General features: G+C 63.6%; 11 protein-coding genes. 7 read left to right on the forward strand and 4 right to left on the reverse strand.

From position 1 onward, the window contains the following. The first annotated feature begins 489 nt into the window (after positions 1-489). From ACM9HJ_RS27865 to ACM9HJ_RS27885, 5 genes are all read left to right on the forward strand, one after another. Positions 490-1470, forward strand: a complete 981-nt coding sequence (locus ACM9HJ_RS27865) for an ABC transporter substrate-binding protein (protein ID WP_416575067.1) — start codon at positions 490-492, stop codon at positions 1468-1470. Between the two features lie 7 nt (positions 1471-1477). Beyond that, complete coding sequence (locus ACM9HJ_RS27870; RefSeq protein WP_416575068.1) at positions 1478-2299, forward strand: ABC transporter permease; 822 nt, start codon at positions 1478-1480, stop codon at positions 2297-2299. Positions 2300-2484: 185 nt separating this feature from the next. After that, a complete protein-coding gene (locus ACM9HJ_RS27875; RefSeq protein WP_416575069.1) occupies positions 2485-4677 on the forward strand; it encodes a TonB-dependent receptor family protein in 2193 nt (730 codons plus the stop codon). Continuing rightward, positions 4677-5429 carry an ABC transporter ATP-binding protein gene (locus ACM9HJ_RS27880; protein WP_416575070.1) on the forward strand — a complete coding sequence of 251 codons (753 nt, stop codon included), beginning with the start codon at positions 4677-4679 and terminating at the stop codon, positions 5427-5429. Before ACM9HJ_RS27875 ends, ACM9HJ_RS27880 begins: the two co-directional genes overlap by 1 nt. An 11-nt stretch (positions 5430-5440) precedes the next feature. Beyond that, positions 5441-6625: an NnrS family protein gene (locus ACM9HJ_RS27885; RefSeq protein WP_416575071.1), complete on the forward strand. Its 1185-nt coding sequence runs from the start codon at positions 5441-5443 to the stop codon at positions 6623-6625. 28 nt (positions 6626-6653) lie between these two features. Here ACM9HJ_RS27885 and ACM9HJ_RS27890 read toward each other — a convergent pair whose 3' ends face one another. From ACM9HJ_RS27890 to ACM9HJ_RS27905, 4 genes are all read right to left on the reverse strand, one after another. Continuing rightward, a complete protein-coding gene (locus ACM9HJ_RS27890; RefSeq protein ID WP_416575072.1) occupies positions 6654-7355 on the reverse strand; it encodes an anaerobic ribonucleoside-triphosphate reductase activating protein in 702 nt (233 codons plus the stop codon). Then, positions 7339-7530: an anaerobic ribonucleoside-triphosphate reductase gene (nrdD, locus tag ACM9HJ_RS27895; protein ID WP_416575073.1), complete on the reverse strand. Its 192-nt coding sequence runs from the start codon at positions 7528-7530 to the stop codon at positions 7339-7341. Before nrdD ends, ACM9HJ_RS27890 begins: the two co-directional genes overlap by 17 nt. Positions 7531-7552: 22 nt before the next feature. Beyond that, complete coding sequence (locus tag ACM9HJ_RS27900; RefSeq protein ID WP_416575074.1) at positions 7553-9565, reverse strand: ribonucleoside triphosphate reductase; 2013 nt, start codon at positions 9563-9565, stop codon at positions 7553-7555. 214 nt (positions 9566-9779) lie between these two features. Further along, entirely contained in the window at positions 9780-10475 is a 696-nt protein-coding gene (locus ACM9HJ_RS27905; protein WP_416575075.1) for an NnrU family protein, read from the reverse strand. 137 nt (positions 10476-10612) lie between these two features. On the opposite strand from ACM9HJ_RS27905, the gene ubiT reads away from it, so the two are divergent. Together ubiT and ubiU are read left to right on the forward strand one after the other, a co-directional pair. Further along, on the forward strand, positions 10613-11167 hold the full coding sequence (gene ubiT, locus ACM9HJ_RS27910; protein WP_416575076.1) for a ubiquinone anaerobic biosynthesis accessory factor UbiT: 555 nt from the start codon (positions 10613-10615) through the stop codon (positions 11165-11167). Then, positions 11167-12144 carry a ubiquinone anaerobic biosynthesis protein UbiU gene (gene ubiU, locus ACM9HJ_RS27915; protein ID WP_416575128.1) on the forward strand — a complete coding sequence of 326 codons (978 nt, stop codon included), beginning with the start codon at positions 11167-11169 and terminating at the stop codon, positions 12142-12144. Before ubiT ends, ubiU begins: the two co-directional genes overlap by 1 nt. Positions 12145-12148 lie beyond the last annotated feature (4 nt).

Genomic DNA, 12148 nt, shown 5'->3' on the forward strand with positions numbered 1-12148 from the left:
CATCACGCTATGCAGCCCCATACCCGGCAGATGGTATTGTTTTGCGGCGATATCGCCCCGCTGCTATTCATCGGCCACCTGTTCCTGCTGGGCAACATTGGCGGAGAACTGCACCCAGCGCTCATCCTTCAGCCGGTTCAGTAAGCCTCTGCCGTGCCCCCCCACAAGGTCCAGATGCAGGCTGGCCTGTGCGGTTTCCCGTTCACCCTTGTCACTGTCGGGTTAATTGCCTGAAGCAGGAGGGTGAACAGGAGGAGATGGCGCATCAACTTGCCTGATTTCCGCGGGAATTATCGATGAGCGCGCCCCAGGGGCGCCACGATCCATCAAGAAATGACAGATAAATCACTCTCGGATGTTGATCCAGGTCAAGCTGCTTTCCGCACCATCGCTTAGAGTTGCATTGACGAGAGGCCTAGCACACCGGTGAGCGCCGCGAAGGCGACCGCCTCTCAATCGCAATGCGATGAACAAGATGGGATACCCGCAATGAGCCTGATTTCTCGCCGCGCCGCCCTGGCCGGTTTCACAGCCCTCGCCGGGTTGCCACTTACGGCGCATGGCGGGCAAAAGCTCCGTGAACTCACGATATGGGGGCCACCGGCCGGTCCCTCGATCACGGTTGCGCACGCCATCACGGCCGGATACATGCGGGACATCGCGGACAAGGTCACCTTTAAGGCGTGGCGCAACCCGGACGAGTTGCGGGCCGGTCTGACCTCCGGCACCATGCAGGCCGTTGTCATGCCGGTCAACACGGCGGCCAACCTGTATAACCGTGGCCTTCGGGTTCGTCTGGTCAATGTCCTGACCAATGGTCTGCTGTACATGGTGGCAACCGACGCATCCCTTTCCAGCATCGTCGCGTTGAAGGGCCGAACCATCGTCCTTCCGTTCCGCGGCGATACGGTGGAATTGACGCTGCGGCGCCTGCTGGCACTGCACGGCCTGAACGCCGATACGGATCTTTCCCTGCAATTCGCCGGGACGCCGATGGAAGCCATTCAACTGCTTTACGCCGGCAGGGCGGATGCCGCCCTGCTCCCGGAGCCGGCTGCGGCGGCAGCCATCATGCGGGCCGGCATGGTGGGAAAACAGGTCACCCGTACCATGGACATGCAGCAGATATGGAGCGCGGTCGCCGCACAGGGCCGACCGCTGCCACAGGCCGGGCTGGGGGTCAGCGAGGCGTTCCTGCGCGAACAGCCGGGCCTGGTCACGGCCCTGCATGAAGGGCTGGTGCAGACCACGGCGGCGGTCAATGCCAATCCTTCGCATGGCGCAAAGGACGCAGCGGATGCCTTGGGAATGCCCGCACCCGTGCTTGCGGCGGCCATTCCCTACTGCAATCTGGTGGCCGTGACGGCGCGGGAGGCGAGACCATCCATCGAGGCCGCCTTCCAGCAGATCGCCGCGATGGATCCGCGTATTCTGGGTGGCAAGATCCCGGACAGTGATTTCTATCTCTGACGGGGTCATGATGGGCTTGATCTCGGCATCGGCGAATCGTCTGGGGCGTGTGTGGCGCTTTCTGTGGTCTGCTTGGGCGGGCATTGCCGGGCTGGCGTTGTTTGCCGGCCTCTGGCAGGCCGGCTACGAAGCCTATGGCGCTTTCATCCTGCCATCGCCGCTGGACACGATGGCCGCGGCAGGGATGATTGTCGCCGATCCCATCTCATGGTCGATCATCGCCACGACGATGCTGCGAGCGGCTGAGGGCTTCGCACTCTCGGTCGCCGTCGGCATCATCACTGGTTCCGTCGCCGGATACTCCCCAGCGGCGATGCGGATCACACGTCCCTTGCTGACCGTGCTGCTCGGCGTGCCGCCGATCGCCTGGATCGTCTTCGCCATGATCTGGTTCGGATCGACCGATAACATGGTGGCGACCGTCGTCACCGTGTCGGCAACCCCCATCATCTTCGCCGGTGTCGCCGAGGGCATTATGACGCGTGATCGGGGCCTGGATGATATGGCTCGCCTGTTTGGGGCAAGCGCCTGCGCCCGTCTTTGGACATTGGGCGCACGACAGGCGGCAGCCTTCCTCTTTCCGGCACTGGGCGTCGCCCTGGGCGTCGCCTGCAAGGTGACGGTCATGGCGGAGTTGCTCGCCAATACCGGCGGGATGGGCGGCGAATTGGCCCTGGCGCGGGCCAATCTCGATGTCGCAGGGGCGATGGCTTGGGTGCTTATCGCCGTAGCAGGCCTGATCACCGCCGAATATGCGCTGCTGCATCCATTCCGGGCCGAGATTGAACGCTGGCGGGACGCCGCGCGCCCATGGGGGGTGAAGCGCTGAACCCGTTCAACAAATTGCGCGCCGATACCATTGCTGCGCCGAGGCGGCTTTTCGGCGCTCAGTTTGTCCGGCGACAATAAAGCCGAGACGGGAATTCCTAATATATGCAATTGCAACTTAATCGCATATATGGAGCCAAAATGGTGGGGACTGATCGAATGGCGCGGCGCTGGAGGGCGGCAGGGATGGGCATCGCCGGGATATTGGCCTTGCCGCCGGCGACCATGGCCCAATCAGCCGGGCCGGGCGCCGTCGTGATCCTGAGTCCGCTGAAGGTGGAGGGCGTAGAAACCAGCGCCGATGAGGCCCGACGGCGGCTGGAGGCCGTGGCCGGCGGCATTGCGGTCATTGATGGCGATGATCTGCTCGGCAAGCTTGACCTCAATCTTGCCGACACGCTGGCAACGGTGCCCGGGGTGGTCGTCCAGACCTTTTTCGGCGGCAATGACCAGCCCCGGATACAGATCCGGGGATCGGGGCTGCAGCAGAACCCTGTGGAACGCGGTATCCTGGCCCTCAAGGATGGCCTGCCGTTGAACCGGGCCGACGGTTCCTACATTGTCGGCCTGGCCGATGTGCGGGGAGCGGCGTTCACCGAAATCTACCGGGGCTACACAGCCAACCGACTGGGTGCCACCGTCCTGGGGGGTGCTTTTAATCTGGTGTCCCCGACCGGTTCCTCCGCCCCCGGCGCCACCTTCATCCTGGAAGGCGGCAGCTTCGGCCAGTTCAACGCGCGGGCGCAGGTCGGACAGCAATGGGACCGGACCGATGCGATGATCGCCGCCCAGCATAGCGAGCGCGACGGTTACCGCGGCTATAACCAATCGGAACGAACAGGCTTCGACGCCAACATCGGCCTGGAGTTGACCGAAGCCCTGCGAACCCGCTTCTTCGCGGGCTATACCGATCTTGGCTTTGATGTCGCCGGACCGACGACGAAAGCGAGGCTGAATACCGATCCCCGCGCCGTCCATACCGGCCCCCTCATTGTCGGCGGCGTGGCGGTGGCGCCCGGACCCAATGTCATTCGGGACAAGCCCCGACGCGAAACGGAGCAATATCGGATCGGCAACCGCACGACGGCGAGCCTTGGACCGCATCTGATGGATGTGACAGCCGGTTACGCCTACACCGACGACATGTTCCGCTTTCCAGTATCATCGGGCGTACGCGTCACCGAGGGCGGTGACCTGACGCTGGCGGCGCGCTATGCCTATGCGCCGGTGGCGACGGCTGCCCTGCCCCTGCTTGAAGCCACCGCGACCTATGTCGTCGGCTCCGCCGATCGGGAATACTATCTCAACAATGCCCGCAGGCGCGGCGCGCTGTTCGGGAAGGGAACCCTTGATTCCGATACATTGACCGTCAGTGCCGGGGCGAACATCCCCCTTGGCACTGGCGTCACCCTTTCCCCGGCCATCGCGGTCGCCCATGCCAGCCGCGACTTTGACGACACCTATGATAGCGCGCGCCGGCCCACGCTGGCTTTCAGCCCGGCGAACCCCACCACGGCGCTGCCGGCCGGCAGCGTCGCCACCACCGACACCAGCTATGCACGCAATTATAGCGGCTTCACGCCCAGCCTGGGCCTGAGTTGGCGTCCGAACGAAGAACATATGCTCTTCGGGGCCATAAGCAGCGGCTTCGAGCCGCCAACCCACGATGATCTTCTGGCCACCGTCAATGGCACGCCCAACAGCAGCCCCGGCCGGCCCAATCCGGCGAACCCGGCGCTGGCCGCCGCCGTCTTCGCCACGCCGGACCTGGACGCGCAACGATCAACGACCGTGGAACTTGGCTGGCGCGGCCATCTGGCACCGGTCATGACCGATGCGGTGATCTATTATTCGTGGGTCGAAAAGGAGCTGCTGAATCTGCGCGACGCGACCGGCGTTTCGCTGGGCGCCATCAATGCCGATGAAACCCGGCATTTCGGCATCGAACTGGGCGTGTCCACCTGGATCGGCGATTCCCTCTCCGGACGGATCGCCTATACGTATCAGGATTTCCGTTTCCATGATGACCCGCTTCGCCAAAATAACCGCCTGGCCGGTGCGCCCCGGCATATCCTCAACGCCCAGCTTGGCTATCAGGTGACGACATCGCTTCATCTGCGCGCGGAGATGGACTGGTGGCCCGGCCGCACGCCGGTCGACAATATGAACACGCTCTACATGGACTCGTTCATCACCGCCGATCTGGGTGCCAGCTACGCATTCAACAAGAGCATCACCCTCTACGGCGAGGTCCGAAACCTGTTCGATACAAATTACGCGTCCTCAACCCTCATCGTCGATCAGGCGGTCGCCGGACAGGCCGCCTTCCTGCCTGCAGATGGTCGCGCCCTCTATACCGGCCTCAAGGTTCGGTTCTGATGGAAACGGCCCTTGTCCTGGAAGGCGTCGAGCATGCCTATCTCGGGCGTACTGTGGTTTCCGGCGTCGATATGCGTATCGGCGCCGGGGAAATCACCGCCCTGGTCGGCCCGTCGGGATGTGGTAAAAGCACGGTCGCGCAGATCGCCTCCGGGCTGATCGAACCATCGCGCGGGCGGGTGTCCCGGCTTTACCGCCGCCATGGCATGGTATTCCAGGAACCCCGGCTGCTCGCCTGGGCGACGGCGCATGACAATATTGCCTATCCGCTGCGTCTGGCGGCTACCGCGAGGCGGGACCGGTCGCGGCGGGTCGCCGCCGCCGCTGCCCGCGTCTCGCTTGAACCCGCCGATCTGCTGAAATATCCGGTCGAACTGTCAGGAGGTATGCGTCAGCGGGCAGCGATCGCCCGGGCGCTGGTCGTCGAACCCGACTTCATCTATTTCGACGAACCCTTCACGGCACTGGATGCGGCGTTGAAGCGGCGTATGCAGGATCTTGTGATCATGGCGGCGGGCGCCGCCCGCTTTGCAGCACTGTTCATCACCCACGACCTGATGGAGGCGGCGCGCATCGCTCACCGTGTCCTGGTGATGGATACGCATGGCCGGGGCATCGCCGGCGAGCGCAGGGTGCCGGGTGAACCGGGAGCCCGCAGCGACGAGGCGCTGTATAGATTGACCGATAGCTGGCATCGCGATGACCCGCTGTTCCGCCACATCTTCGATGTTGATGAAAGGCGGATACCGTGAGGTGGCCCTGCATGACGATAGTACGGCGTTTGGGCGATGAGGGGGTGCGGCTGTTCTTTCCCCTTTCGGCGCTGCATGCGGCGCTATGGCCTCTATTATGGACGGCGCTGCATGGCCTGTCACTGCCCTTGGCGCACCAAATGCCGCCCGGCATCTGGCACGCGACCGAGATGATACTGGGCACCTACGGCGCGGCCTTGATCGGCTTCATCACGACGGCGGTGCCGGAATGGTCGGACACGCCCCGGCTTCGGGGACGTGGCCTGTATATTTTGGCTGGGTGTTGGCTTATTGCCCGTCTGGTCGGTCTGCTTGGTGCCGACGCGCTGGCGTGGCTTGGCCTGATTGCCGACGGGGCATGGCTTGTCTTCCTGCCGCTCTATCTGGTCGCCGTGGCCCGGAAGCGAGGAACGGAACATCTCTTCGGTTTCCTGATCTGGCTTGCCGCCCTGGCGACGGCAGGGATCGCCGCTCGGATGGCCATGGCGCTGAATGATCCTGAGACCGCACTCATGCTGTTGCGGATCGCCGGACTGGTGTTTCTGGGGCTCCTCGGTCTCGCGCTTTCCCGCATCACCGTACCCGTGACCAATCTGGTCCTGGACCCGTCGCAGGCCAGTTCTCCCTACCGCCCGCATCCCGGCCGCCGGAACCTCGCCCCGGCACTAATCGCCGTGATCCTGACGGGCGAATTGCTGGGGCTTTCCAGCGGCGTCACGGGCTGGCTGTTCATCGCCGCCGGGGCTGCCTTCATCGACCGCGTGGGTGAGGCCTTTGTCGGCAGGGAGGGGCTGCGGATCGAAATTCTGGCGCTCGCCGGATCAAGCCTGTTCTCAGGTATCGGGTTGATATTGGTCGGTGCCGCACGGCTGGGTGCCCCTTTTGCGGAAATACCGGGCTTGCATCTGGCCCTTATGGGCGGATTGGGGCTTGGTGTCATGACGGTCTTCGCTATCGCCGGCCTGATGCATACGGGGCGGACCCTGCCGTTTCCACGTGGCATGGGCAGCGCCCTGCTGCTGCTGATTGTCGCCGTGCTGCTGCGGGTTCTGCCCGATCTGCATATAACCCCTGCACCGCCGGGCCCGCCCTACGCGGTGGCGGCCCTGTTCTGGAGCGTGGGCTTTCTGGTCTGGCTCCGCCTTTACTGGCCATTCCTGTCCGGTGGGGCCGCGGATGACGCGGCGCGTTGCTAAGAAACCCCGATGACGGGAGAACACGTCATCACCCCACCCGGATATACCCCTCCGGGAACCGCGCCATAATGCCACCGATGGCCTCACCGTCCAGGGCGGATGGCAGCGTCGCCAGTTCGTCATCCGCGCAGCCCTGCGGGCGGAAACACTGGATCACGAAGCGGCGCACGCCCAAGATACCCAGGCTTTCCGCCATCCCGGCAAGATCAGCCGTGGAAAGCAAGGCCGGATGCACCGTCGTGCGCACTTCCAGATCGACACCACTGTCCAGCAGCATGCCCAGGCTGGCCCGGGCACGCTCACCACTGCCCGGCACGCCGGTGATACGGGCATAATCGGCGAACGGTGCCTTCATATCGAAGCCGACCCAATCCAGCCGGGGCAACAGCCCGGACAGCCGGTCGGGATAGGGGCCGCCCGTATGCAGCCCCACCCGAAAGCCCAGGTCGCGCACAACGGCGATCGCATCAACCAGTCCGACCTGCAGCGTCGGTTCCCCGCCGGAGAAGACGACGCCATCCAGCAGGCCGCGCCGTCTTTCCAGAAAAGCCAGCACATCGCGCCAGGGAATATCCCCGGCGCGGTCGGCTGGAATCAGGTGGGGATTGTGGCAATAGCGACAGGACCAGGGGCAGCCCTGGCAGAAGATTGTCGCCACCAGTTGCCCCGGCCAGTCGCAGGTTGAAAGAGGCGACAGACCACCGATGCGTGGTTCAGGCACAACGGGCATGGCGTTCCTGGAAGAAGCGGCGTTCCTGATGCTCCCCCTTCTTGCCGGCATTGAAGGCGGAAACGGGGCGGTGATAGCCCATCACCCGCGTCCAGACCTCACAAGGTTGGCGCTCGGCATCGGTCAATTCGATCTTCATGTCCTGGGCAGGGGCCAGGGCGACGATATTGTTCATGATTGATCCTTCGGTCAGAGGGTTACCGCGAAGCTTCGCGGCGTTTGCGGGCGAGGATCTCCTCGTCGCATTTCGGGCAGAAGGCGTGCTCGCCAGCCAGATAGCCATGCGTGGGGCAGATGGAGAAGGTGGGCGTCACGGTGATATAGGGCAGCCGGAAATTCTCCAGCGCCCGGCGCACCAGCTTGCGGCAGGCATCGGCCGAGGATAGCCGCTCCGTCATATAGAGATGCAGCACGGTGCCGCCGGTATATTTGGCCTGTAACGGTTCCTGCAGGGTCAGCGCCTCGAACGGATCGTCGGTATAGCCCACCGGCAATTGCGAGGAATTGGTGTAATAGGGCTGGTCCGCCGTGCCGGCCTGGAGGATGCCGGGAAAGCGTTTGCGATCCTCCCGCGCGAAGCGATAGGTCGTGCCCTCTGCCGGGGTGGCTTCCAGATTATACATATGGCTGGTTTCGGCCTGAAACTGCACGATGCGGGCGCGCACATGGTCCAGCAGTCGCAGCGCGAAGGCCCTCCCCCAATTGGTCGTCACATCCTCGTGGTCGCCGGTGAAGTTGCGGATCATCTCATTGATGCCATTCACCCCCAGGGTAGAGAAATGGTTACGCAAGGTGCCCAGATAGCGCTTGGTATAAGGGAACAGGCCGTTATCCATCAGGCGCTGGATGACCTTGCGCTTGATCTCCAGGCTGTTGCGACCCAGTTCCAGCAGATGGTCCAGGCGGGCGAACAAGCCCGCCTCATCCCCCTGGTGCAGATGGCCCAGCCGGGCGCAATTGATGGTCACCACCCCCAGGGAGCCCGTCTGTTCAGCCGAGCCGAACAGGCCATTGCCGCGTTTCAGCAACTCTGTCAGGTCCAGCTGCAGGCGGCAGCACATGGACCGGATCATGTTGGGCTTCAGTTCCGAATTCACGAAATTCTGGAAATAGGGCAGCCCGTATTTGGCCGTCATGGCAAATAGCAGGGTGGCGTTCTCGCTCTCCCACGGGAAATCCGGGGTGATATTGTAGGTGGGGATGGGGAAGGTGAAGACGCGCCCCTTGGCATCCCCCTTGGTCATCACCTCGATATAGGCGCGGTTGATCATGTCCATTTCGTGCTGCAGATCACCATAGGTGAAGAGCATTTCCTGCCCCGCCACCACCGGCACCTGTTCGCGCAAATCTTCCGGGCAGGTCCAGTCGAAGGTCAGGTTGGTGAAGGGGGTCTGCGTGCCCCAGCGGGACGGCACGTTCAGGTTATAGACCAGTTCCTGGATGCACTGGCGCACCTGTTCATAGGTCAGGTTGTCCAGTCGCACATAGGGTGCCAGATAGGTGTCGAAGGAACTGAACGCCTGGGCACCGGCCCATTCATTCTGCAGCGTACCCAGAAAATTGACGATCTGGCTAACCGCACTGGTCAGGTGGCGGGGCGGCCCGGCCTCCACCTTGCCAGGCACGCCGTTCAGCCCCTCCGCCAGCAAGGTCCGCAAGGACCAGCCGGCACAATAGCCGGCCAGCATGTCCAGATCATGGATATGGATGTCGCCTTCCCGGTGCGCTTCCCCAATCTCTGCGGGGTAGACGTGGGAGAGCCAGTAATTGGCCACCACCTTGCCCGAGACATTGAGGATCAGCCCGCCCAACGAGTAACCCTGGTTGGCATTGGCATTGATGCGCCAGTCGGCGTGATCCAGATATTCATTGATGCTGGAGGCGACATCGACCAGCGTAGCCTTATCCCGGCGCAGCCGCGCATGCTGTTCGCGATAGACGATATAGGCACGGGCGGCCTTGATATGGTCGGCGCTGATCAGCGCCTGTTCCACCACATCCTGGATCTGTTCAATCTGCGGTGCCTGCCCGGCATGGCGGTGACACAGAACCTTCACGACATTCTCGCTCAGCTTGTCTGCCGCCTCGGCGCCGAACTCCCCCGTCGCCTCCCCGGCACGGGCGATGGCCACGCGGATCTTGCCGCCATCAAAGGGCACGACGCGCCCGTCGCGCTTGGTCACAAGGGTCAGAGGCAATGATGTAGACATTGGCGGAATGATCCCGACGATGAGGAAAAGCAGGAAAATCAGCCCCGAAGGGCCAAAGCGGAGATATCAATATCTAGTGTTCATGAAATTTCTAGACACAATATGTATGAATTTTGGAGTCGAGTGACGTCTTGTCGCAGGAATTGACACAGAGAAAATCAACCCCCAAAATCATTCATTCTTCAGATGTTTCAGTCTGTGGCCATCCTGCCTGTCACGGCAGGAAATAGGCACCCAGCGGATCAACACCGAACAGTAGTGGATGCAGCAGCAGCACCAGCCCCAGCAGGAGAAAGGCCAGCATGGCGCGCAGGATGGTCGGGCCCAACGGGAACAGGGCTGCGGACAAGGGGGCCGCCGCCACCGCATCGGCCAACGCCCGCCAGGATGGCCCCATCCGGTCCCGGCAGCGCCGGTCCAGCACCCGGTACCCGGCGATGGAAAACAGCAGGAAGCTGCCGAACAGGAGCACATGCACCCCATCGCCATTGGCCAGCAGATGCGCGCCGGACCAGAGAGCCAGCGCCGCCAGGAGCGGATGCCGGGTCAGTCGCACCATGCCCGGTCGGGCTGGATTGAAGTGATCATTACGCGCACCCCCGAAGGAGAAGGGATTGGGCCGGCCCAGCGTCAGGCATGCCAACAGGAAGGCCATTGCCATCGCTACCAGCGCCAGATGCGCCAGTGCCGGGCTCGTCCCCCATAACGGAATGTAGGGCGCCCGGCCGGCGGCACCGAAGACCCAACCCAGCAGCAGGACGGACAAGGCCGAATAGGCCAGCAGGAAACCATGCGTGCCCAAGCGGTTGGTCAGCACGCCGCGCACCTGCGGATGCATCGGCAACCGGTGGGAAGCCAGGAACGCCGCAAAGGCGAGGATGAATTCCCCGAGCGGCAACACGCTGTCCATTTTCCCTCTCCCGCCGATAACCGGTGATAGGGACATCTTATAATCCAGCCCTTCGCCGGGAAGGTTGCGACAGGTCAACAAGCGGCCCGTCTGGTCCGTCTATGGTCGGCCCCGATCCACGAATTCTGGAGATCCGCATGAGCATCTGCGAAGGGGACGCGGGGCCGCCCCGCGCCATCCCGCACATCCCGCCGCTATTGGCCTTCGCCCTGCGTCGTGCGCCGATGGCCCCAGCCGCCTTCTGCCTGAGCCTGATGACACGCCGCATGATGGGCCGCCATCCCGGCCTTATGGTGAGGCTTGGTTGCTACCGGCACAGCCGGTTCGCGCTGACCGCCAGCGATGTGCCGCTCACCTTTCTGCTGGATCTGTCGCGCGATCCGGTCGCCATCACCCTTCACGCCAGCCCACCCGCCGCAGATGCCCATATCACCGGCAAGCTGGCGGCCTTGGTCGGGCTGGTGCATGGCTTATGGGACGGGGATGCGCTGTTCTTCTCCCGTGATCTCACCATCGACGGCGACACATCAGCCGCCCTGGCGCTGCGCAACGCCATTGATGATGCGGAACTGGATTTGGGGGCGGAAGCTGCGGAGATTGCGGGCCCTTTCCGCCCCTCTGTCCGCCGGTTGATCGGGCTGGTGCAAAATCTGACTGGCGTGCCGCTGACCCGAATGGGGGCGGCCCGATGATGGAACTGGTCTGCCCGGCCGGCACCCCGGCGTCGCTGCGGGCCGCTGTGGATGCTGGCGCGCATAGCATCTATTGCGGCTTTGCCGACGATACCAATGCCCGCAATTTTCCCGGCCTGAACTTCTCCCGCGCCGAACTGGCCGATGGCGTGGCCTATGCCCATGCGCGCGGGGCCAGGGTACTGGTCGCTATCAACACCTTTCCGCGCGCCGGCAATGAGGCACTGTGGCACCGGGCTGTCGCCGATGCCGAACAGGCCGGGGTCGACGCGGTGATCCTGGCCGATTTGGGCCTGATCGCCCATGCGGCGGAATATCATCCCGGTCCGCGGCGGCACCTGTCGGTGCAGGCCGCCGCCGCCAATCCGGACATCATCAATTTTTATGCCCGTACCTTCGGCGTGAAGCGCGTGGTCCTGCCCCGCGTGCTGAGCGTGGAGGAAATCGCCGCCATCAACCGGGAGGTCGAGGTGGAGACGGAGGTTTTCATCTTCGGCGGCCTGTGCGTGATGGCGGAGGGGCGCTGCTCCCTTTCCTCCTTCATCACCGGCCGTTCGCCCAACATGAACGGGGTCTGCTCCCCCGCCAGCCACGTCGCCTATGCCGAAGAAGGGTCGGAACTGGCGGCGCGGCTGGGTGGCTACACCATCCACCGGGCCGCCAAGGGGGCACCCGCCCCTTATCCCACCTTGTGCAAGGGCTGTTTCAAGGTCGGGCCCCGCACCGGCTATGTTTTTGAAGACCCGGCCAGCCTGGATGCCTCCGACCTGCTGCCGGCCCTGGCACGGGCCGGTGTCACGGCGCTGAAGATCGAAGGTCGCCAGCGATCGCGGGCCTATGTGGCGCAGGTCGTTCGCAATTTCCGCCAGGCGGTGGAGGCCATGGCGGCGGGACGCCCGCTGCCCACCGGGACGCTTGCCGCATTGACCGAGGGGCAAAGCGCCACCGCCGGTGCCTATAACAAAATCTGGAGATGAGTGC

It is taken from the genome of Niveispirillum sp. KHB5.9 (assembly GCF_048066115.1).
Taxonomy (GTDB): domain Bacteria; phylum Pseudomonadota; class Alphaproteobacteria; order Azospirillales; family Azospirillaceae; genus Niveispirillum.

What these genes read in the sequence shown, in the direction of transcription:
- ACM9HJ_RS27865 (WP_416575067.1), top strand. Translation starts at nt 490, where the DNA reads ATGAGCCTGATTTCTCGCCGCGCCGCCCTGGCCGGTTTCACAGCCCTC.
- ACM9HJ_RS27870 (WP_416575068.1), top strand. Translation starts at nt 1,478, where the DNA reads ATGATGGGCTTGATCTCGGCATCGGCGAATCGTCTGGGGCGTGTGTGG.
- ACM9HJ_RS27875 (WP_416575069.1), top strand. Translation starts at nt 2,485, where the DNA reads ATGGGCATCGCCGGGATATTGGCCTTGCCGCCGGCGACCATGGCCCAA.
- ACM9HJ_RS27880 (WP_416575070.1), top strand. Translation starts at nt 4,677, where the DNA reads ATGGAAACGGCCCTTGTCCTGGAAGGCGTCGAGCATGCCTATCTCGGG.
- ACM9HJ_RS27885 (WP_416575071.1), top strand. Translation starts at nt 5,441, where the DNA reads ATGACGATAGTACGGCGTTTGGGCGATGAGGGGGTGCGGCTGTTCTTT.
- ACM9HJ_RS27890 (WP_416575072.1), bottom strand. Translation starts at nt 7,355, where the DNA reads ATGCCCGTTGTGCCTGAACCACGCATCGGTGGTCTGTCGCCTCTTTCA.
- nrdD (WP_416575073.1), bottom strand. Translation starts at nt 7,530, where the DNA reads ATGAACAATATCGTCGCCCTGGCCCCTGCCCAGGACATGAAGATCGAA.
- ACM9HJ_RS27900 (WP_416575074.1), bottom strand. Translation starts at nt 9,565, where the DNA reads ATGTCTACATCATTGCCTCTGACCCTTGTGACCAAGCGCGACGGGCGC.
- ACM9HJ_RS27905 (WP_416575075.1), bottom strand. Translation starts at nt 10,475, where the DNA reads ATGGACAGCGTGTTGCCGCTCGGGGAATTCATCCTCGCCTTTGCGGCG.
- ubiT (WP_416575076.1), top strand. Translation starts at nt 10,613, where the DNA reads ATGAGCATCTGCGAAGGGGACGCGGGGCCGCCCCGCGCCATCCCGCAC.
- ubiU (WP_416575128.1), top strand. Translation starts at nt 11,167, where the DNA reads ATGGAACTGGTCTGCCCGGCCGGCACCCCGGCGTCGCTGCGGGCCGCT.